Origin of the sequence: Pseudomonas bohemica (genome assembly GCF_002934685.1) — a bacterium.
Taxonomy (GTDB): domain Bacteria; phylum Pseudomonadota; class Gammaproteobacteria; order Pseudomonadales; family Pseudomonadaceae; genus Aquipseudomonas; species Aquipseudomonas bohemica.
Window position 1 is genome coordinate 36968 of sequence record NZ_NKHL01000094.1, and the last position, 20682, is coordinate 57649.

The 20682-nt window shown below is 53.6% G+C and carries 17 protein-coding genes; 4 read left to right on the forward strand and 13 right to left on the reverse strand.

Annotated features, from left to right (window positions below; translation table 11 throughout):
- The first annotated feature begins 395 nt into the window (after positions 1-395).
- On the forward strand, positions 396-1343 hold the full coding sequence (locus tag CE491_RS07705; RefSeq protein WP_199885024.1) for a hypothetical protein: 948 nt from the start codon (positions 396-398) through the stop codon (positions 1341-1343).
- Positions 1344-1357: 14 nt separating this feature from the next.
- On the forward strand, positions 1358-1696 hold the full coding sequence (locus CE491_RS07710) for a hypothetical protein (protein WP_110947754.1): 339 nt from the start codon (positions 1358-1360) through the stop codon (positions 1694-1696).
- Positions 1697-1799: 103 nt separating this feature from the next.
- On the opposite strand, the gene CE491_RS07715 is transcribed toward CE491_RS07710, so the two are convergent.
- The 7 genes from CE491_RS07715 to CE491_RS07745 all read right to left on the reverse strand — a co-directional run bounded on the left by CE491_RS07715 (position 1800) and on the right by CE491_RS07745 (position 8677).
- Positions 1800-3365 carry a hypothetical protein gene (locus CE491_RS07715; RefSeq protein WP_110947755.1) on the reverse strand — a complete coding sequence of 522 codons (1566 nt, stop codon included), beginning with the start codon at positions 3363-3365 and terminating at the stop codon, positions 1800-1802.
- Positions 3366-3643: 278 nt separating this feature from the next.
- A complete protein-coding gene (locus CE491_RS07720; protein ID WP_110947756.1) occupies positions 3644-4012 on the reverse strand; it encodes a hypothetical protein in 369 nt (122 codons plus the stop codon).
- 54 nt (positions 4013-4066) lie between these two features.
- Entirely contained in the window at positions 4067-5080 is a 1014-nt protein-coding gene (locus CE491_RS07725) for a KAP family P-loop NTPase fold protein (RefSeq protein ID WP_110947757.1), read from the reverse strand.
- Positions 5081-5108: 28 nt separating this feature from the next.
- Positions 5109-5735, reverse strand: coding sequence for a DUF6037 family protein (locus CE491_RS31215; RefSeq protein ID WP_110947758.1), 627 nt, complete (start codon positions 5733-5735; stop codon positions 5109-5111).
- 68 nt (positions 5736-5803) lie between these two features.
- Positions 5804-6499, reverse strand: coding sequence for a hypothetical protein (locus CE491_RS07735; protein ID WP_199885025.1), 696 nt, complete (start codon positions 6497-6499; stop codon positions 5804-5806).
- Between the two features lie 42 nt (positions 6500-6541).
- Positions 6542-7417 (reverse strand): OST-HTH/LOTUS domain-containing protein, encoded by an 876-nt coding sequence (locus CE491_RS07740; RefSeq protein WP_199885026.1) that lies wholly within the window; start codon positions 7415-7417, stop codon positions 6542-6544.
- Between the two features lie 564 nt (positions 7418-7981).
- Positions 7982-8677, reverse strand: a complete 696-nt coding sequence (locus tag CE491_RS07745; RefSeq protein WP_199885027.1) for a hypothetical protein — start codon at positions 8675-8677, stop codon at positions 7982-7984.
- A gap of 579 nt (positions 8678-9256) precedes the next feature.
- Here CE491_RS07745 and CE491_RS07755 point away from each other — a divergent pair.
- On the forward strand, positions 9257-9523 hold the full coding sequence (locus CE491_RS07755; RefSeq protein WP_110947763.1) for an MbcA/ParS/Xre antitoxin family protein: 267 nt from the start codon (positions 9257-9259) through the stop codon (positions 9521-9523).
- Between the two features lie 83 nt (positions 9524-9606).
- On the opposite strand, the gene CE491_RS07760 is transcribed toward CE491_RS07755, so the two are convergent.
- From CE491_RS07760 to CE491_RS07785, 6 genes are all read right to left on the reverse strand, one after another.
- Positions 9607-9867 (reverse strand): type II toxin-antitoxin system Phd/YefM family antitoxin, encoded by a 261-nt coding sequence (locus tag CE491_RS07760; protein ID WP_110947764.1) that lies wholly within the window; start codon positions 9865-9867, stop codon positions 9607-9609.
- Between the two features lie 240 nt (positions 9868-10107).
- Positions 10108-11274 (reverse strand): Wadjet anti-phage system protein JetD domain-containing protein, encoded by a 1167-nt coding sequence (locus tag CE491_RS07765; protein WP_110947765.1) that lies wholly within the window; start codon positions 11272-11274, stop codon positions 10108-10110.
- Complete coding sequence (locus CE491_RS07770) at positions 11271-14717, reverse strand: SbcC/MukB-like Walker B domain-containing protein (RefSeq protein ID WP_110947766.1); 3447 nt, start codon at positions 14715-14717, stop codon at positions 11271-11273. The genes CE491_RS07765 and CE491_RS07770 overlap by 4 nt, the downstream gene beginning before the upstream one ends.
- Positions 14714-15388 (reverse strand): DUF4194 domain-containing protein, encoded by a 675-nt coding sequence (locus CE491_RS07775; RefSeq protein WP_110947767.1) that lies wholly within the window; start codon positions 15386-15388, stop codon positions 14714-14716. The genes CE491_RS07770 and CE491_RS07775 overlap by 4 nt, the downstream gene beginning before the upstream one ends.
- Before the next feature lie 2 nt (positions 15389-15390).
- On the reverse strand, positions 15391-16878 hold the full coding sequence (locus CE491_RS07780) for a Wadjet anti-phage system protein JetA family protein (protein ID WP_110947768.1): 1488 nt from the start codon (positions 16876-16878) through the stop codon (positions 15391-15393).
- Positions 16860-17696 (reverse strand): helix-turn-helix transcriptional regulator, encoded by an 837-nt coding sequence (locus CE491_RS07785; protein WP_110947769.1) that lies wholly within the window; start codon positions 17694-17696, stop codon positions 16860-16862. Before CE491_RS07785 ends, CE491_RS07780 begins: the two co-directional genes overlap by 19 nt.
- A 1514-nt stretch (positions 17697-19210) precedes the next feature.
- On the opposite strand from CE491_RS07785, the gene CE491_RS07795 reads away from it, so the two are divergent.
- Positions 19211-20569: a TolC family outer membrane protein gene (locus CE491_RS07795; RefSeq protein ID WP_234407540.1), complete on the forward strand. Its 1359-nt coding sequence runs from the start codon at positions 19211-19213 to the stop codon at positions 20567-20569.
- The last annotated feature ends 113 nt before the right edge of the window (positions 20570-20682 follow it).

The following is a 20682-nucleotide window of genomic DNA, read 5'->3' on the forward strand; positions in this document are numbered from 1 at the left end:
CAGGCTGTGGTAACTACGCCAGATTACCGATCCCTGAGTTGGACCCAAACGGTGTATGTCGCCACTGCGAGGCTACGGCGCCCTGTGTGCGATGTGCTCAGGTCGAGAAGCCTGTCGGTTTAATGACCAAATATGGTCCTGCATGTAGTAGCTGCGCGCATTATTTCCGTGACCCTGAGCCTTGTGAAAAGTGTGGCGAACTTTCTACAAGACTGTCGCGAGTATTGAGCATTGATCCTGATCTCCGGCTTTGCCCAAAATGCGCTCGACAGGACGCTGCCACCTGCCCTGATTGCAGACGCCATAGGATCCTCATTAAGGGACCGGATGGTCGCCTACGCTGTAAGCGATGCACCGAGGTCGGTGAGAGCTTGTGCCAAGCTTGTGATAAGCCGATGCCTGCAGGTCGCGGTCAAGAATGTGATGACTGTTCGCGAGAGAAAAGCTTTAAACGACGAGCTAATCTGTTCATTGAAAGCTTCGAACATCCTGCTACGCACCAGCGATTCGCCGATTTCTGCCAGTGGCTGAAAGAGGAAATGGGCACTCATTCGGCAGCACGCAAGCTGAAAAATTACCTCACGTTTTTCAGCTTTCTGGATCGACATCCAGAGGGCATACCATCCTACGTTTCCTTGCTTGAACATTTTACTGCTGACGGTTTGCGCCGAATGCAGACTCCAATGCTCTGGCTAAAAGTTCGCTATGGCGCAGAGCCTGACGCTACGGTGAAGGAAGATCATTCCGAAAAACGCCGCATTGATCAGATGGTCGATTTGGTTTCTCCCGGCGTCGCGGCTGATGCCCTGAAAGGCTATCGATCATATCTACAGACGAAGCAAGCGGAAGGTCGGACTTCCATCCGTTCTGTGCGCCTCTCTTTGAGGGCTGCGGTCAATTTGCTCGCTACGATGCCCCCAACATTCGACGTATTACCTTCGCAAAAAACGGTGTCCGGATACCTGGCTCATACGCCTGGCCAAGCTGCAGCCCTTCAAGGATTCGTTGGCTACCTGAATCGGGTGCATGACTGTGATCTCAAGACCACAGCAGACGCTCTGGCAACGTCACGGGCCCGTACGAGCAAATTGGAAGGAGAGATGCTCGCTCTGTATCGCAGCGCCGGTGCAGGCGAAGCGTTTGAACGTGCCTGGATCAAGGTAGCCCTCATGTTGCTTCACGGGCTGAAGCGCGTGAACAAGAAGGCGATGGAATACTGTCCAGAGGTTTTTCGAGATCGTTCAGGCTTTAGGGTGAGCTTTAAAGACAAACAATATTGGGTGCCCAGTCCGACGGACCAGGCGACCTTTTTCAGCGTAAATGAAACGAAGCCAAATGGCTGACGGAGAATCAAGCAATGAACGCAGAACTGACAGAAGAAGAAATGCGTAGAGCGTTGTTTGGCTCGGATAGCGTTAAGGCAGGGCAAGAAGCTTCAGTCGGCCTTGTTTCTACACCGGCAACGCCAGCAACCAAACCAACGCCTTCATCAGGACCTCGGCCAAAGAGTAGGCCTCTCACACCAAAGCTCAGGGTCACAATGAATGTGACAAAAACATTCGAGGGCCTGGTCGAGGTTTTCGTCTATGAAGCCAACACCTTGAGTACATTGGTCGCGGAGCAAGAGGCGAAGAAGGCAGCCAAGAAAAAGCGGTTTCAGTATTTCGACATTGTTTCGATCGAACCAACGGCATAGTCAGCTCGGGTCGCTGTCTGCTCCACAGACTCTCTTGAAAGACCTGAACAATGAAAGAGAACGGCGTCTGCTTTTCCCTTTACTTGCCTTCAGGGACGCGAGGCTATTTGCGGTGTGGCAGATAAATGCCTAGTGGCTCGAACGCTTTGCGCAACGTGACATCGGCTGTAAAAACACCCTTGCGGCTATAGTGACGAAACACCTTGTGCGGAAAGTCCGGTATGTCTAGCTGGGCAAATTTACCCATCGCATTACGTATCTGATCGCAGACTGTGGAGATTAGCTCGCGAGCCTTTTGAGGGTCATTGATGTTTACCACCAAACCCGAAATCTGCTCGTCCTTGAATGCATTCCCCTCACGTCTCTTTTTGCGCTGCAATTCGAACAGATAGAACGTTTGCCCACGGATGACCACTTGTATAAGCAGCAGACCACGCCTCAACGTCGCGTTGTCCGAGTACTTCAGCCACGCGCTTGCCCCCTCCGTCAGACGGTCGTCTTCCGCGAATGCTTTGAGCGGATAGAGCCTGAAGTCCGGTGTATGCACGAATCCTTGCTTTTCTGAATACCAGGCAAGGCTGGTGAAGCCAGGGTAGGTCTGTTTCAGGTGTTGTAGCTCTGCCCATAGGGCGCTGAGCACGCCGCCATTGCCAATAATCCGCTTGGCACGATGGTAGATGTGACTCACACCATTGTGTCCACCCTGAGGATCGCCCGTCGAGAACATAAATGGGGGGGCGACCTCGACTGACATCGTCTCTCGTTTGATTCTGGGGCGAGCAATCGGCGTACGAGTGAATGGGCAGGGAGTACCCAGCGTCACAAAGTGAGGATCTGGTGTACCCCAAGAGCCCGCATTACCACCCGGCTCTAACTGGTCGGTTATGCGGAATGGATCTTGATCCTTCGGCCTGTCGATGGTGGTTGTCTTCAGCGGCGTTGCGGGATCTGGTGGCTCTGGTTGTTCCTCTGACTGCTTTTCGCGCCTGATGTCGTAGGAATGATGTTGCGGCTCGCTCATGCCCGTTACCTCCAGGCATAAGAACGTCTTGCCGCCGTTGATCCAGCGCCCCCGCATTCTCAGCCGCGCAGGACCTTCAAACCAAGGCTCGACTTGCAGACTTTTTTCCAAGGCTTTGTTATCGGCCAGAGCATTATCAAGCTGTGCATGTAAGCGTCTGGCAACGAGCTCGGCTTTTTTGTTGTACCTGAGCGTGGCCAACAACAGCGCGTCGCTGTCAGGGACGTTATCTGCAGGGCTTACTGCCCAGGTCTCTGGGTTGTCGTGCTCGAATGTTGCGTATAGTTTCGTCAGCACTTTTTCCCAAGGGTACGTAACCAGAATTCTAGGGATATCGGACGTGGACCCGTAGCAACGAAACAGAAACTCGATGCAAGGAATCAGCAGGTTTTTGTTCCTGCCGGGCAAGGGGAAGCTAAGCAGTTCGCTGACGATGCCGTTGGTGCTGGTGCGACGCAGTTCATGGTCCTGCCGCAAGTACGGAATGTTGTGTTTGCCTGGAACACTCAGCATTGACCACGCGCCATCCGTGAAGTCGACAGACGCTTCATACTCCTGACCGAAGTCTGCCTCCGCGATGCATTTCCCGCTTTGCCAGATAGTGCCGATGCGAAAGCTGCCCATCCGACTTAAACCGATGGGAACCATGGTGACTCCGGATGGCCGATCATGCTTGTCCAGATACCGAAATACGACCTCGACCATTGGAATCGTCGCTGCATCGGGGTTTACCCGGATACGCTCATACCACCAAACGACCACCGTACCGTGGACTTGTTTAATAGCTTCTCCATCGTCCGTTGTGCATAAGTTGTCGCGAGGAGGAACGCGTTTCAAAGGGGGATGCAAGGCTTGCTCCGAGCAATCAGGCTTGGGTTGGTGAATAGCGGAAGTCGAATCCGTAGCACGAATTTTTGGCGCATGTCCTATTGCAGGTGATAGGACAGGTCCACCAACTTTGGGTAGCTGGCTATGCTGGCGTAGTCCTGAGCGAACGCATCACTGATCGCGTACAAAAACGGTCGATCTTCATCAACCTCCCGTGCCGCTTTTCTGGCTTGTTCTGAACCAGACCTGAACAGGTTCACATACCTGAGAAATAGCTCGTTGATGAGTACGTTTACAGTGAAAAAACTGAGCCGCACAGGAGGCAACTCACTTGTTAGCAAGTCTCTGATTTTGCTGTGGTCGCCTGCGATCGCTTCACTGTAAATCTTTGGCTTTTCTTCCTTGAGAAACACCAGGTAGGCCGCCCAGAAGAAATAGAATCGGTGAGATTTGATGCTGGCCTGCATCGCACGGATTTTTAGCGTTATGCGCTCCAGATCTCGAATCTGCGGGCGAAATGCTTATGCCAGCGCGAGAAATATGACCTGGTCTGCGTCCAGCCTATGGGGTCCTGTCAGTACCGTGTCTTTGTCTGCCGCAACTCGCTCTCGACCGGAGCCATAGCTATAAGTGCGCGAAGCCAATGGATCTTCTATCGAATGCCCCATTTCCATCGGTGCTGGGTCAGGCAACAGTGCAAAATTGGCCTTGATCCAGGCCGCATAATCAGCGTTGTCCAAGGTGAATTCTGAGTCAAAAAAGCGTTTGAGGTACCGCCGTGAGTCGAAGCCATTGCCGTAAACTGCCTTGATAGCCTCGCCGAGCTGTTGTGAATCCGTTGCAATGATGAATTTGCAATTCGGGGCATCGAACAGGTGCTTCAGCCGCTCAAGCAGCTCAATCGAGAACGTCGGACGACATCTGTCCAATTCATCGATGAAGATGTAGACGGGGCATTTAGTTTCGCCGGATTGTGCTTTGTCCGCGGCCGCGACGAGCAACTCGTGAAAGACCTTCTTGAAATCGTTCACGGCATTAAGAGCGTCACGACTGGACGTGATCATGGTCTCCACTGCCTTTTCTGCAGCATCTCCCAATGCATCTTCGTCAATCAGTTCCTTGAGGACATCCAGATCCGTCCCGGTGAGCTTCTTGAGCACGCCCTTGGCTAGTGCAGGCGTCGCGGCGACCATTGCCTTGGCTGCCTTTTGGGTGAATTCCTGAACGATCCCATCAGCTTTCACCGGAAGACCGATGATGTCTTGCAATTGGTCACGGATGGCGGAGACCAGCGACACGAACGAGTCACCGGTGAAGTCGTTTTCCCATGCGTTAAAGTAGACACAGGCTCGGTGTGTTTTCTCTTGCAACATCCAGTTGTTGAGAAAAAACGTTTTGCCTGCGCCCCAAGGCGCATTGATGTTCAGCACCTTGATTTTGCTGTGACTGTCCAGATAGTTCGACAGAAACAAGGCAACCGGACCTCGCTGCATTTGATCTGATGCCCAGGCGGTCGCTACCAACTCATCGCTCATACGAAATCCCTCATGTCGTCCGTCGGACTTAATCTCGTGGTCGCCAATCCGCTTGGGTGGGTTCTGCGCTCCAGCAAGATGACAGCCTCATCCGATTGCTATATGCGAGGGCGGCAGAACTGATCATTGCGGTCTTCTGGCGGTTTCCTCTGGACACCTGGCCGGGTGTCCCGTCCGCTCTTCGTGGCGGGTGCCGCCAGTGGCTGAAATACGGCTTATCCTGTTCCTCGGTGATGTCTGGCCGGCTCTCCAGCCTGGTTCTTAGGTCCGGCGTACTTTGATGCGCGGCAACGGTTGGCGTGTTGGCATTCAGTTGGGTGAGGAAGTCAAAAGGCCTCAAGACGTGGTTAGCCTCTCCATTCCGGGTTCGTAGCAGACGAGACAGCCTCCGATAGTCCTCAATATCGAATTGATGTGAGATTTCATATCGATCGCTGACGACAAATAAAAAGAACTCTGGGTCCGGGTGTTGCTCGGTACCGCGGCTAACCATGGACAGCATGTACTCTCGTTCACTGGTCGAAAAAATACATTCGAATGACACGGCGCCATGCACACTGCGAAAGCTTTGATGCTCGATCGGTTCGCCGTACTCATTCAACTGGCCAAGCATGCTCTGATGCAGCCGCCTGAGGTTTGTCATTATCAACAGCATGTCCTCGTGTGGGATCGTTGGAAATGTCGGCTAGTAGGCGAAGGTGCGCCTGGTTCTCTGCAAAACGGTTATCGCAAATCCTCGTAGTCCGGTAACGCATCGAGGCTTCTGACCGATTCCAGGGTCGGATGGCGTTGCAGGTACCCCTCTACACGCGCAGGCAGTTTTCTACCTCTGAGGATTTCGTAGATTTCGATTCTGTTCTCATCGTTGAGGGCGAATTTGGATTTGCCCTTGCTGGGTTTCTTTACCAACAGGTCGTGTTGGAGCAGGAGGTTGAGTACATGGGGCGTGCGATCCTTGTATTTCTCGTCGACACCACGCCCTTTGGGAATGTCAGCGGCCCACATGTACCCTTTAGCGTTGCCCGCCCACATGTGATTTGCCTCAAGCTTGGCCATGATGAGCAGCGCGACGACAATATCTAATGCGATTCGTGGTTCGCCGTTGTCGAAATGCCGGATGACATCCTTCACTGCGCCATGCAACGCCGCCTCCCCTGCAATCGTGGGGGCTTCGACCGGGACATTGGCGGCCAGACGTACGCGGATACGCTCAAGCACGTTCCCCTGGATCGGCTGCAACAGCAGCACCGGACCTGGCTTTTGGCCGACCATTGAACAGAAATCAAGGACGTTCAGTGAGCAGTTGGCATCGTAGATGACATGCTTGATTTTCACGTCAGGGAACGCTTGGCTCAGGCGCGCAACGGCTGCACCGATATCGTTGCTTCCATCGAGAAAGCAGTTGGTCGGGAATCCCATGTACAGTGAAGTCATCGTCAGTCCTCCTGCTTCGCACCTCCGTTAGCGCGACTTTGCAGAGGAAAGAGCAGAGAGAATCAGGCGTGAAGGAATGGGGATCTCAAGTAGCTGTTCAACGGGCAACTGGCTGAGCGCGGCGAGAATAAGCCGCTTTGTTTCTTCGGGAGAGCAGCGCAGCGCCTCCTGAGCCCAAGGCAGTGATGAAGTCTCAACTTGTGCCGGCTCTGGAAGACTGAGCTTGGTTTGAAATGCCCAGTCGATCGGAAGGTTTTGATCGGCAAGCCACTTCTTGACGTAGGCAGACACGCGAGCAGACCGATACAGGTTCCACTGCCGCATTAGCCCTTCGCAGAGCCTTTCCAGGTCCAGCCCGAATTGATGGGGATGCCAGGTGTGCAGGTGAACCAGGTTTCTCGCGTCATCAACTGACGGCGTGTCTTTGAGTTGTTCTTCGACAAAGCATTCCGCCCACCGGCGTTGTTCGGGCAATCCGACTTTTTCCAGCTCGATCCAGTCGTCAGCAGGGGTCGGTGTCGCATCGAGGCCAATTCTGACGGCGCCGGTCAGGCGATTGAAAAACCGGCGTCCAGGTGGAGAAGGGAGGGTAAAGGCTTCCCAAACCGCCTTGCGCAAAGGATTGTACGTCTCGACGTGAGGCGTCGATCCCTGGGTATTCTTGGAGATGACAGCAACGGCCAAAGCGCCTTTTTCTGTCTTTACGAGTTCAAGCGTGGAGCTAAAGAAAGGATCGGCCAAGAGATCGGACAGTTTTTTGAAACCGTAAGATTTCCAATCAACCGAAGGATGGGCTTTGCGCAGGTGCATTCCCAGCGCAGCAGCGGTCACACGATCGCCCCCAAGGGTTGCGGTGTTGGAAGCAATGCGAATGACTTCATCGAAGTAAGCTGACATGTCCATAGCTGATCCCTTAAGCAAAATAGACCCCTTAGGCATGTGCCTAAGGGGTGATATCTGTAATTGCTTTTGCAGGGGCCAGAAATACTAGGGCGCATATGAGGCAGTCATCTGGACGGAGCGTGAGTCAGTCGCCTGCAAGCGACTCGCTGTCGAGATCCTAGTAATCTTCAGCTATCAGGTCCCACCGCCAGGTCAATTATCTACCTACTCCGATCATTGTCTGAAAGGCGGCAGCGGGTCATCAGCCTGCAAAGTATCAGCACGAACTCTCTGATTGTCAACACGGGTCAACACTTGCTCCGTCGTCCCAGCTTCCAACCAACCGTAAAAGACGCCCACAAATCCCAGCCAGAAGCAGCGGATGGGTTATTGCACCCCGCACCCGTGGGAGGCGCTCTGAGAGGAAGGCGACAGCCAAGAGCGTGCGACGGTGCTGGTCAGATTGAAGGACCTATCCTGAAGGTCCATTTCACTCAGCTAACGCTATCAGAGGGCGTACAGGACCCAGCGTCCAGAGTGCGGACGCACTCTGGACGATGATGCAAAAGCAGAACGCAAGGTAGCTTAATCAGGATCTCTCAGCAGAGAGGACAGGGCGTCACTGCTGAAGTCTTTTCTCCGATAGTCATGGATACCCGCAGCAGCTCTCACCGAAAGGCGTTGGACCTGCCCAATCACTTCGTAGTACTTGATGGCAATCTTGATCTGAGGCGGGTCAGTAATGTATTTGATGAAATCGGCCACGCCGGGGGAGGACCCCGCCCATAGGCGCTTAAGATCTTCTCGTACCTGAGGGCCCTCACCGTCCAAGTGTCCTTGAGTAACGCCAAACGTGGGGCCACTGAAGAACCGGCTCAGAATCGAATCGTCAATTACGTAGATGTCTTCGTATTGCCCCATTGCGTAGGGCAGTGAGTTGAGGATGCAGAAAACAGGTGTCTTTCCGACGGCCTCAGGAAAATCTCTGGTCAAGATGTCCGGGTACTCGACCAGACCTTGTCGCAGGCGTTGTACCTGATTCAGATGCGCCTGCATGTCTTCATTGAAATTGTTGATCAGAATCGGGTTTCCTGATGGGATGCTGCGATTCTTGCATTCGATGAAGAAAACGTACTCATCCCATGTGAACGCCACGTCATAGTCGAATTCGTGCTCATTGTTCTGGCCTCGTCTGACTTTTAGCTTACGTGCATTCAGACCTTGCTCTCGAAGAAGATCGATTGTGCTTTGCTCGAAAGCGTCCCCTTTGTCTTCGAACACCGCATTTTCGTGAGCGAGAGCCGAGAACATGGTTTTGGTAAGGTCCGCTGCAATCAACGAGCAGCCGAAAAGGCGATAACACCCTGGATTTCTCCAGTGATCTCGGTAGCGTTGTCAGAGATGATTTTTTCAAGGATTCCGGTCGTTAATAGAAGGCTTTTCATCGCCTTGCTATGTTTGAGAAATCATCGAAATTGGTCAGTGAGGTGCGAAATGAAGGGGCGTCGTAAGGCTCGAACGGACAAGTGGTTGCTTCGGGAATTGTTCATCAAGGAGGCCCGAGCCGTGCTGGCTTCTGATCCGGAGAGGGGCGGGCGCTTTTTGCGGGCTGCCGCTCAAGCAGCGGGGGAGGAACCTGTGGGAATTCTCGCTGGATCTCCACAGTCTCGGCCCTGATGCGTGTGACCCTGAAAGCTGATCACTGGATGGCAGGCGTTGTGCAGGGCTATGTTCAAAGATGGACACTGATGCTCCGCGCAGGGGTGAAAGCAATTGGTCGCTTACTCCTTACTGCCTGCGCGGCTCGGCGTAGTATGTCGTCATATCCTTGTCTTGGTCTCAGCGGCTTGAGGTCTTTAAATGAGCAATTACCAAAAGCTTTCGAGAGAGCTTCATGCTCATGGCAGATGCTGGAGCATCGAGCATCGCAATTTCATCATATGGCGTGCATTGGCACTGGATGAAGCCAAACGAGTGCTTGGAACTGCGCAAGGCGCTGATCGGTGGTTGATTCATTCCGCTCGCGGGCTCAATTACCAGTCGCCGTGTGATGTGCTTTCAACTCCGCAGGGCTATCAGCGCGTCCGCACGCTCCTTTATCAGATCGAATACGGCGTCTACATCTGACGTGGCCAGCCAGGTGAACTTGCTCCTTTCTTGTCTCAGGCTCAGCACGGTGCCGCGTCGCACCGTGCCTAGAGGCTTTGCTTTCACCTGACAGACTTATTCAGCGGCTTAGACGCGGCCAATCCAGCTCTTACCTGTACGATGGATTTTCGAAGCCTGGAAGCGTTTGACGGGCTTGCGAGCAAATAGATTGTCTCGTTCATGGCGTTGAAATCGTCGAGCGACAGCAGCACCACAGGCTGGCCGCGCCGGCGGACGATGGCGGTAGGTTCATGATCTCTGCAGACGTCATCAATCACCTGATCCAGATGTGCCTCGGCTTCACGAGCAGTCAGTATGTGCATAGCGTTATCACCAAAGGATAATCTCAGCTTGATTCCGCCATGAATGGGAGCATTACTCGATAGCGCACAGCCGTGCTTACTCCTAGGGCTCAGGCATACGAAAACTGAGACAAGGCGGGATAGAGAGCCAATTCAAAAATCAGTAGGCTGCTCGAGCAATGGTGCCCGTACGACCTGATCGTAAACGCAGTTTAGATCCCTTTTGCCCAGCCTTTCACGGTAATCGTGCTGATCGAATCTCTACAGAGCTTCCTGCTCAACAACAAATCCTGCTTTAAACAGATCTTCTCCCAGGTCTGGCCAGCCGGCAGCTTCTGCAAAATGCTTCATGCGCATCAGGGTTCTTTTCGAGGCGCTTCGTCTCATTTTTTCAGGAACATGATCCGGTGTCATGGCGTGGGGCAGGAGCGTATGACCTGCGGCTGAAGATGTTTTGGCCAAAACAGAAGCTATCCGAAAGCCACCTTCGTCGACATCTCCCCAGTGATAGATGGGCGTTCCAGGGCGAACTCCCGTCAACAAGCGATGATACATCGCCCTCCATGCCGGAGAGGGCATGCCAGCGGTATAGATCAGCAGTGTGGGGCGGTTCGCATGACGCTTAGCTTCAGAGTGGAATGTGGTCAGGTTTTCGATGGTGAGCACCGCATCGATCAGGCCTGAGATCGACTGTACCGCGCTGGCGGGAAGCCCTGTGTAGGGTTCATCAAGCAGTGCTGTCACTCGTGTTCTGGCGATTGTTACATTGCCAGCCAGCAATACCGGCTGCTCTTCCTTGAACAGCCCCAGTTCCTGCCATACCTCTGTTGGTGCTCGTGCGGCCGCTTCAATAGATCCTTGCAGGAGAACATCCAGTTGGGCGGTCAACTGCTCGATCCGCTTGCTATTGCGGAGCAGGCGAGCGCTGGTTTCGCGCACTGGTGAGAGCGTGGCATCTTGGCTGCGCGAGCACCGATCGATAACAGTGATCGCTTCGACCCAGTCGCGTGCATCTGTCGGTCCTGAGCCTCGGACGTTGGCCATGCGCGACCATTTGCTGATGACCTCTTCAAGCACATCATGCTGTGCCAAATAAGGTTCAAGAAGTGTCATCGCATCGATCATGACATCCGCATGTGTCGTCTGATTCAAAAACTGGGCAAGGAGGCCGGTATCGACAAGCTCAATCCGTTCGATAAGCCCATCGTTTGGATTGAGCTTGTCGCGCACGATTCTGATCGCTCCGAGGTCCCGAGCTTCGAGGAAGACTTCTTCGCATTGATTTTTTTGATGCCAGTTTCTAAGCGATCCGTAGGCTTTGAGTTTGGTCGCGGTCAAGGCTGGGGCGTGTTTACGCACGCCTGCCGCCGACTTGTTACCCATCGTCAGCAATTTCAGAAGAATGTCTTGGGCGATTTTGTCCTTCATGGAGCCGCTCCATCGGCGAGGCGCTGCGATCCATTCGACTGATTTCTTATTGCCAGGATTTCTTCTTCGACCAGTTCCGGGTGGAATTCCCAAAGATCCTCGCGGAATTGGTCTCTCATCGCCGCTGTGACCTCCATCCGATCTACCTGGACAACGTGACGGACAGCATCTTTCTGGATTTCAAAATAGCTATCGAGAAAGGCGTTCAGAATTCCAAGGTTTTCTCCCGGGCTGGCGAGCAAAACCTGCAAGCCAAGCTCCTGCAGATACTTCATCGTGGCCACAGTGTTGGAGGGATCCATTTTGTCGAATGCCTCATCCAGCATGATCAGCCGCAGACCATCATTGCCACCATGGTCCATACGATAAGCAGACCAAAGGCCAGCACCCGCAATGACGTACAGGGGGGCGCGGTGCTCCCCTCCGGAGCCTGGGCCAATTCGGCTGCTCAAATGGCCGATGGTTTTGAAGGTGTTGTCGGGAGCGACCTGCTCAATACGAATGTCGAATTCGTAAAACTCGCGATAGTCATCCAGCGGGCTCTTTTCGCCAGAGTTGCCCGGGGCAGCCTTATCCTTGAGCAATTCTTCGAACTGGGGCGGGATGCTGCCGGCATCTCCAAACAACCCGCCGTCTACACCGTAGTCCGCGACCTTCTCGATGAATTCGAGCAAGTCTTTAAGGTGAGGCCGTTTTTTGTACATGAATTGATAGCGTTCCCCGTTCGTGAACAGGGGAGTGCTTAGAAGGGCTGCGTTGAGGCGATCAAAGGTTTGACGAAGGAATTCGAGATTGGTGTTGAGTGCGATCGCCACGTCTCGGCGAAACGTCTCCTGAGAAGCCCGGTAGGCTTCTTCGGCTTGAGCTTTGTATTCTGGAAGCTCGGTGATTTCGAGCTTCTGCACGTAGTTATCGATCCATGCCTTCGCCAAGCGCCAATCTTCCACATCTTGCTGAGGTAGCGTTTCGCGATGCTCCTGAAGATAGGCCCACAGATCTCTCTGCGCGCCGTTCGCCTGCGTGTTACCAGTCCGTTCGTTTGTTTGTGACGCTTCTTGGCAATGCGCAATCATTGTGTCGGGCGAATCAAAGCGCTCGATCAGCTTGCTCCACTCAGCGGATACAAAGTCTGGGTCATAATCGATGTGCTCACGGCATTTTTGCTTGAACAGGATGCACTGTTCATAACGAAGCTTGCTGCTGGCGAGCGTCTGTTCCATACCCGGGATGAGTGACTCGCTTTTGATAGCTTCGTTAGACGCGTTTCGCTCATCAGTCTTGAGTCGGTTCAGGACAGCCTGGAGCGTCTTGATTCGTTCGCAAATCTCGACATATTCGGCATCCGCGATGTTGGCAACCCGTTGATTTGCAAGCTCACACTGGCGAACGGCTTCTTCATACGCAGTCGCCCGGCTGAGGATGAGGCGGCTGGCGAATTCGCTTCCCAGACCTGAGATAACATCCAGCGTTCTCCTGGTGGACGTAAGCTGATCCTGATTTCGTCTCAGCTTGAGGTTCGCCGAAGCGAGCTCCGCCTTGAGCCGATCTGCCTGACTGCGCGTGCCTGCACCGATCCGCAATTTTTCATTGTTCAATCTAAGGCGTTCAAAATCTCGAGGGCTGACGTACATCCCGTCCATGGTCAAGGTCCGTTCGCCCTTGAGTGCGTCATCTTTTCCCTCGGCTCGCTTCAAATTTCCAAGCTGGCCACGCAGGTAACCGACTGCGATCGGATTGAGACCTTCAATCAGTTCCGCAACTAGACCTTTCAGACTGGTCTGAGCGATCTTGACCTGATTGCTGCGAACGATCTTGACGCCAAACGCTGCTCTGCGACCCTTCAATTCGCGATAGATTTCAAACGCCTGCTCTTCTTGATCTTCAGGAAGCAATAAGGCTTCCGTATTTTTGCCAAGGTAGGCCTCTATTGCGGGTTGCCACCCAGGATCGATGATTTTGACCAGATCGCACACCGGGGTTGGATTGAGTCCTTCATCGCGCAACTCTCTCAAAAGTACTTGGGCATCGTCGCTCAAGGGGGCTCGGCCTTCCATCACTCGTGTCAGCGAACCGTCGAGGACGCGAATTTCCTCAGTAATGGCTGACACCTGACCACTTAGCTCATGAACAATGGCTTCCAGTATGGTTTTGATCTCCATACCGACTGATGCCATCTCCTCAAGAGGCGCCCTAAGCGATGCCACGTTGGCTAGCCCCGGAGTCGAGATCAAAAGGCGCAAACGCGCTGCGAGAGACTGCGTATGTTCTCGCACCTCTGCCAGGTAAGGCGATTCAACAGCAGTGTCGAGTGCAATGCAGACTTTCTGAAGATCGTCATGAAGTGCTTGTGTGCCGTTGGCCAACGCCTGCTGGGCATTTACCTGACCCAAATGGGCATCAGCGTTTTCCTTGTGCGCAGCGTGAAGGTGCTGGCGTGTTGTTAGGTGCTGAATTTCAGATTCGGACGCTAATAGAGAATCCCTCAGGCGTTGGCTGGTTGTTGTGAGCCGCTGCGTGGTCTGAATGGCTTTTTGAAGGACGTCGTCAGCGTTCTCATACGCAAGCTGAGCCTCTTCCTCTTGAGCAATCGCTGCCATGGCTCGCCAAGATACTGCGCGACGAAGCTTGGTCTGTGCAGCGAGATATTGGCCGGCGACTGCTTTGCCTTGGGCAATCTTCTTTTCTACGTTCTGGATGAGCAAATTGAGATGCTTGAAGGTGTCGACGATGGCCTTGAATTTCTTAACATTTGTAGGCCTGCTCTCGAGCACATCATTACGGACGATGTGGTCTACGGTCTTGTCGAATTTCATCCGCAATGCGAAGCGAAAGGCTCTGATGAAGGCATCATAGGATGGCTGTCCGTTTTTGCCCCTTAACGCGAACAGCACCTGCTTGGTGAAGCTGGAGGGATCATCGTAAAAAGGATCCTCGCCCAGGATGTTTGCGCGTTCCTTCAGGCGGGTACGAAAACTTTTCCACGGCAAAGGGCTGAAATCGTCTTCGATAGATTGAAGATGATCAGACATTGCCAGTTCGAGCCCGTTGACCACGTAGCGGCCGACGACCGTCGCATCTTCAGCTTCAAGCGAGGCTTCAATGCAAATGCCGGTGGTAGTCGGTTCGTTTGTTTCTGTATTTCGCCATGTCAACGTGATGTAGGTCGTTGAATTAGGGCGCGCGCAGTCGACAATCTGATCGCCATACTGTCCTAGGCAATAGGATCGCAGCGACCGGGTTAGCTTAGAGCCGGTGGCATCGGCTTGAGCGTTAAATGCCATGTGGCTTTTGTTGGCGCCAAACATCGCAATCTGTACTGCATCAAGCGCCGAGCTCTTGCCGCTGCCGTTCGATCCAAATATGGCACTTGTCTCACCTACCCTGAATTCTTCGCTCTCATACAGTAAAAACTGGACCAGCTTGATGCTTTCAAGACGTTTCATGGAGTGTCCTCCAACGTTGGCTCTTCGGCATCGCTGTCTTGCTCCGGCGAATCAGTGTCCTGGTTCCTGGCGCCCCATAAGGCAAGCTGCTGTAGAGCCGACTCTCCCAGGATGACGCGAATGGCGGGGCGTATGGCGATGCCTCCGTCTTCGGATTCGATTTCCAGTCCGGATAGGTCCGTGTTGCCGGGCTTCAAGCGGCGAACAATGCCCCACCGCGAGGCTGCTCGGATCAGTGCCTCGAGTTCACCTTTGGGAGGAAGCTCTCGATTGGTCATGAGTCGGTATTTTTCCTGCAACTCGATGAAGTCGCAGATGATCTCTCCGCTCTCATCAGATACTTGCCCGGCGCGCATGCCGTCTTCGTACAGCCCACGTAATACGAGAGCGAACATCGTCTGAGGGACGGTCGCTGGGGTAGGACTGGAATGCTGTGGAAGGGCGTAGGCATACATCAACTGCCGGTCCACTCCAACAGTAACTCCTAGGGGAGCCAAGGCTTTGGCGACATGGCGTTCATATTGGTCGATGATGCCGAAGGCTTTTCGGCTGCCGCGGTCCGAGTAATAGATCACTTGATCCGTTACCAATCGGTAAGTGGCCAAGGCAAAATCGTCTGCTTCGTAGTACCCGTCAGAGTTAATTGCAAGGTCTTGCCAATAGCTGCTCATGACTAATCCCCCTTGTTGTTGGATCTGGGCTTGCGCAGACGAATCTCAAACGACTGCGCGATGAGAAAAGGGTGTTCGTTCGGACCGTCTTCGTCGCTCACTACATCAAAGCCTGCGATCTGCCTTCGGGCCTGCATGCCAGAGGTGGCAATCTTCGATTTCAACAAGTTCGCGAGGGTGTTGAAGCTTTGATAAGCGCGGAGATTTTCGATGCTGTCGACGGGTAGGACTTCGCTCTCGATCTTCTCTTGTCCGTCCAGGGCTGAGGTTGCATAGGCCCTTAATTTTGCCGGCGTGATACGTCTGCGTTCCTGGGCACGTCGGACCAGATTGCCAATCGCTCGGGTGTGCTCCGATAGCACCGCCTTACGCAACGGAGAAGGGGGGAGACGCTGAATTTCCTTGCGCGGCTGCGCGAGTTTGGCCCCACTCATTAATGACCCTGGTGCAAAAACATGAGGCCAGGTTTCCATGGGGCCGTCGAAGCTTTCCTCTTGTCCGTTGGCTAGCAGCCCGTCGATGGCCTGCCGCAGAAGATCATCGATGGGGCGGACCGTCTGAATCCGATATTGCAAAACAATCAATGCGCACTTATTCGCACTGCGGACTTCGTCGTCCAGGCGCTCAAGATATTCCTCGACGCGGTTCAGTTCTTCGAGGCGCCTTAGATCTCGATCAAACGCGGCGGTGGCTTTGGTTTTGTCACCGTCTGCCAGACGAGAGGTGTACCACTCCATCAATCTCATGCGGTGTTCAGGAACGCTGGAAAGCGTTTCGACCGCCTGCAGGATGTGTGGGCGTCTGGACAATGGATGCTCTTGGGTGCGCAGCTCTTTGTAGTCGCCAATGAACATGTTGAGCACATAGTCGCGGAAGAAGCGCCGAGCATATTCGGCAGTTGTCTCCTGAGTCGCGATTGAGGCCATCAAGTCCCGAACATTGGTACCTGTAGTTCGGATGTAAACGAGCAGGTTTCGGCATTGCTCAGCCGCCTCACGAAAGACATCGCCGCCGCCACCTCCATTCAAGATCTTGGAGATCAGCGCATCGATGGAATGGATTTTCCCAGAGACGAAAACCGGGTCCTTCTCGGCGAAATCAACGAGTAGTGTGAGCATCTGGCTCACGGACGGCGCCATTGAAATGGTTTGGGCCAACCCGTGTTTTTCGGTGCGGAACCAGCCGGCTTGCACCAGACGGCGAAAGTAATTTGCCGCTCGTTGATCCAGGCTGAGTCCTGAGTCATCGCCTTCTTCCAGATGCCAATCAGGCGCGTATCGGATGTGATCTTCCACATCTTGCAAGATGTCACGCGGAACAAAACCGCGGCTCGGCGGAAGCGGTGCGTCTGGGCCAAAACGACGACGGTAGAGGTAGCACAGAAGCGACCAGTATTGGTGTCGATTGGGGGATGCTAACGGGCCGAACAGGCGGTCAGGGATACGCTCGAACAGCCTCGACCCAAGTCCACCTACGTTGTGAACATCCATGGTCGCAGTTCCTCCATGTTTTCGATCGCGAGTTGATACTCTGGGGGAGAGTGTTTGGACAAATCCGTTGCCGCCCGCACGTCTTGAATGAAGTACGAGACCATCGCTGCGCGACATCGCTCAACGCGCGCAGCGGCGCCTGAAAAGTATTCGAATCGAATCATGTCCTGCTGAGCCAGGTTCAGTTTCGGGTGCGCAATGAGCCGAACTTGGATCTGTGTGTTCCATGCAGAATCGTCGTCAGCTGGCTTTGCGGCTGAAAGGGGTAGCAATTTTGGAGAGTCAATTCGCCCAAGCGCAAAATCACGAAATTCCTGTCGATTTGAACAAAAGGCACGCACATGCCATCGACGCCCTGCTCGAACGATGCTGTGAGGAGAGATCTCGCGCCTATGGGGTTCAGGATTGCTTATCGAGCGGTAATTGATCTGGATTCGCTTTGAAAGCTCTATCGCCTCGCTGATCTGGGCAAAGACGCGAGGAACAGGAGTGGAGATATCTGGAAAAGCGCTCCATATCATTCGGTGCCGAGTCGACTCGCTTTGAGCATGTGATATCCCGACCAACGAAAGATAGCGACCCAGTGAAGAACATGTGTCGATTTTGGTGCGATAAGCCGCAGGAGTCGCTCGATAGCTCCGGGCCACAGAATCCCACTCCACCCAGGTGGGGTGCTCGCTTTGAAATTCACTCATGAGCTGACTGACTCGCGTCACCTTCATGCCAAGAAGCTCACGCAGGCGCGCGTTGCCTAGCCGGCCGCCCCATAGCAGTAGGGTTTTGAGCAGTTCTGAACGGGGCACGGGCTCTTTGATCATGTGAGTCAGCTAAGCAGAAAGTGATTGAAAAGAGAGTAGATGTGTCTCAAATGTAGCTTACAAAAAATGTAACTTACAAAAAATGTAAGATAATTTCGCGAGCGGTCGAAGCCCAGCATTGGCGATAGGGCCGACGGCATGGCCTCTCATGAGCCGGTGCAATGATTGTGCGATGCTTACAGCGAAATGGTACGAATTCACGCAGTTGGAGCAGAGGCCCATCAGATCCGATTCGCAACCTTCAGTCTTTTGGGGGGATGGAACGAAGCATGATGGGTAGCGCAACGAGCTGCACTATGTGAGAGGTGCTTCTTTCAGAGCATTGCCGGCCTTCAACACGAGAACCTATTCAGTGAAGACGGTGGAGCAGTCGAAGACGAGTTTGGTCTGATAGCTGAGGGGATACTTCGGAGAGATCGCCGGAAGCTGACGGCGCATGAATAGCGCACCTGCAGGTCTGACATGCGGCTGCGTCGTAAGCAGCCGCGTCAGGGGGGCCTCATTTCATCATCAACTCTTCCGTGCTGGTCGCCACTGCAGGCCTCAAAGCAGGCTTCGGCGATGCCGATTTACTTAACTTCATGGCCCCATATGAAGCTTGGATAAAATCTCCGTTCGAGGGTATCCGTTTGACGATTCCGGTGTCATGACTGGATGAGTATGCTGGCCCCTGTGGATGTTGACGCACCAATCGAGCAGGAGGATATCTTTATGGGTACCGGAGAGAAGATTGAAGCATGGAATGCGGCCTGGACGCTTGTAGCCGGCCTAGCAGTCTGTACCAGTTGCATGTCAGTTCAATCGTTGCTTGACGCAGAATCTGCTTTTCAGCATGCCGCGTCTTGTCCCGTCCGGAGCGAAGTTACAGATCATCCTTGGGCTGAATTGCATGAAGTTCTTGATGCTGCTCGTGGATGAACGAAAATCTACATCCAAGCCTGCTGTCTGTTGAGCAGTTTTGAGCGCCAAAACCGTGTCTTCTCCATAAAAAGGATGGTGGCACTCATCAGAGTCTTCTACGCCGTCGACGCCCTGTCTCTTGGGGTAGGCTGCGAGAGATCGGCAAACTTCATTCCCAACTGCTTCCGCGGTCGGCAATCATCACGCTGACCGCGCTGCTGTGGGTCATGGTGATTGTGCGACCCAGGCCAATATCGTGACCCTGAGGCTATATTATTTAAATGGAAAAATTGAAGGATGTTTTGAGTACGATTTGGTCGTCAACGCTTCTAACAACAAACGATGGCTAGATTGATATAACCAAATACTCAGTGACTTTCTTCATCGACAAGTTCTGGGATTCATCTCAACGGCCATCCGTCAGATTGATGGCCAATTGCCAAAATCCTTTCGTGGCCACCTTGTGAACGTATAAATCCCATCATATCCTGCGCACGCTCCGAGAGCGGCCGGGCATACCGGTTGATGTCGCTTTTGGCGGGCCATTGAAGATTTTGCAGGGATTGCTCATGAAGATTCGTGTTTTTGGACTTTGGCTTGGCCTTCCAGCCGCCATGTTTTCGCTGTCTGCGTGGTCTGCCGTTGAGACGCTTCAACGCGCAGATCTTATGTCTGTGTACCAGGCCGCAACCCAAAACGATCCCAAGCTTTCCGCGGCTCGACACTCTTACCAAGCCCAAACCGAAGCGATCCCTCAGGCTCGTTCAGGACTTTTGCCTAGCCTGACGGCTGGCGCGACGAGCGAGGTCACTCGCCTCAATCGTGATGAGCCATCGTTGACTCGAGAGCGAAGTGGGACCACGTTTCGGGCGAACCTTAGCCAGCCTTTGTTCAGAATTGATCGCTGGTACCAACTGAAAGCCGCTCAGTCCACCGTATTGCAATCAGAACTTGAGCTATCGGCCAAGGAGCAGGAGCTTGTCCTGACTTCGGCACAAGCGTACTTCGAGACCCTAAGGCAACTTGACTCATTGGCCGCAGCGCAGGCTGAGGAAGCGGCATTGCTGCGACAGCGAGACCAAGCTCAAGGGCGGCTGGAAGACGGGGCATCGAGCATTACCGATGTGTACGATGCGCAGGCTGCCTATGACAATGCCCGGGCGAATCGTCAGTTAGCGCAACGTAAAGTCGACGACGCTTACGAAGCCTTGTCGCGGCTGACCAAAGAGTCGTATGGGTCTATCGCCGGCATGGGTCATCAGTTGCCCGTCAATCCGCCGACACCAAACGACTCGACTACTTGGGTCGACACGGCCATCAGGCAAAATCTCCAACTGCAGGCATCGGGGCACGCTATTGACGCTGCCGAACAAACCTTGAACCAGCGCAAAGCTGGCCATGCCCCGACCGTGGATGCTGTCGCCTCTTACCGAAAGGGCGACAACGATAGTTTTGGGTACAGCAATCCGACGGATTTTGGTCGAGACGGCTATCGTGGCGATGTGGCGCAAAGCAGTATCGGCATCGAGCTCAACATCCCGTTATATTCCGGCGGAATGGTCAATTCGCAAGTACGTGAATCAACCGAGCGACTCTACCAAACCCGTGATGAGCAAGAAGAACGCCGTCGCGAGGTGGTGCTCAATACCCGTAATGCATTCCGTGGAATCAACGCAGACATTGAGCAGATCAATGCGCGTCGGCAAAGCATCCGTTCAGGGCTCAAATCCGTTGAGGCGAACAAGGTCGGCGTCGACGTTGGTTCACGTAACGTAGCCGATGTACTCAACGCTGAGCGTCAACTCTATGCGGCGGTGCGGGACTACAACGATGCCCGCTATGACTACATCTTGGATAACCTGAAACTGAAGTACGCTGCGGGTACGCTTAGCCCAGACGATCTCAACGTCTTATCGTTTTACCTCAAGCGTGACTACGAACCCAGCCGGGATTTCTTACCTCCCAACCTGTAAATCTCATTCTTCAATCTGACAGTGATAATCGATTGAAAAATATTGTATCAGGGATGATACAAAACGTTTCTGTGCGCAATGATCAGTTGTTACTATCGGTAGTGGCATTGTGC

Bases quoted from the DNA above. Each gene is read 5' to 3' on its own strand.
- CE491_RS07705 (WP_199885024.1), top strand. From the start codon at position 396: ATGCCTGCAGGTCGCGGTCAAGAATGTGATGACTGTTCGCGAGAGAAA.
- CE491_RS07710 (WP_110947754.1), top strand. From the start codon at position 1,358: ATGAACGCAGAACTGACAGAAGAAGAAATGCGTAGAGCGTTGTTTGGC.
- CE491_RS07715 (WP_110947755.1), bottom strand. From the start codon at position 3,365: ATGGTTCCCATCGGTTTAAGTCGGATGGGCAGCTTTCGCATCGGCACT.
- CE491_RS07720 (WP_110947756.1), bottom strand. From the start codon at position 4,012: ATGCAGGCCAGCATCAAATCTCACCGATTCTATTTCTTCTGGGCGGCC.
- CE491_RS07725 (WP_110947757.1), bottom strand. From the start codon at position 5,080: ATGAGCGATGAGTTGGTAGCGACCGCCTGGGCATCAGATCAAATGCAG.
- CE491_RS31215 (WP_110947758.1), bottom strand. From the start codon at position 5,735: ATGCTGTTGATAATGACAAACCTCAGGCGGCTGCATCAGAGCATGCTT.
- CE491_RS07735 (WP_199885025.1), bottom strand. From the start codon at position 6,499: ATGGGATTCCCGACCAACTGCTTTCTCGATGGAAGCAACGATATCGGT.
- CE491_RS07740 (WP_199885026.1), bottom strand. From the start codon at position 7,417: ATGGACATGTCAGCTTACTTCGATGAAGTCATTCGCATTGCTTCCAAC.
- CE491_RS07755 (WP_110947763.1), top strand. From the start codon at position 9,257: ATGAGCAATTACCAAAAGCTTTCGAGAGAGCTTCATGCTCATGGCAGA.
- CE491_RS07760 (WP_110947764.1), bottom strand. From the start codon at position 9,867: ATGCACATACTGACTGCTCGTGAAGCCGAGGCACATCTGGATCAGGTG.
- CE491_RS07765 (WP_110947765.1), bottom strand. From the start codon at position 11,274: ATGAAGGACAAAATCGCCCAAGACATTCTTCTGAAATTGCTGACGATG.
- CE491_RS07770 (WP_110947766.1), bottom strand. From the start codon at position 14,717: ATGAAACGTCTTGAAAGCATCAAGCTGGTCCAGTTTTTACTGTATGAG.
- CE491_RS07775 (WP_110947767.1), bottom strand. From the start codon at position 15,388: ATGAGCAGCTATTGGCAAGACCTTGCAATTAACTCTGACGGGTACTAC.
- CE491_RS07780 (WP_110947768.1), bottom strand. From the start codon at position 16,878: ATGGATGTTCACAACGTAGGTGGACTTGGGTCGAGGCTGTTCGAGCGT.
- CE491_RS07785 (WP_110947769.1), bottom strand. From the start codon at position 17,696: ATGATCAAAGAGCCCGTGCCCCGTTCAGAACTGCTCAAAACCCTACTG.
- CE491_RS07795 (WP_234407540.1), top strand. From the start codon at position 19,211: ATGTTTTCGCTGTCTGCGTGGTCTGCCGTTGAGACGCTTCAACGCGCA.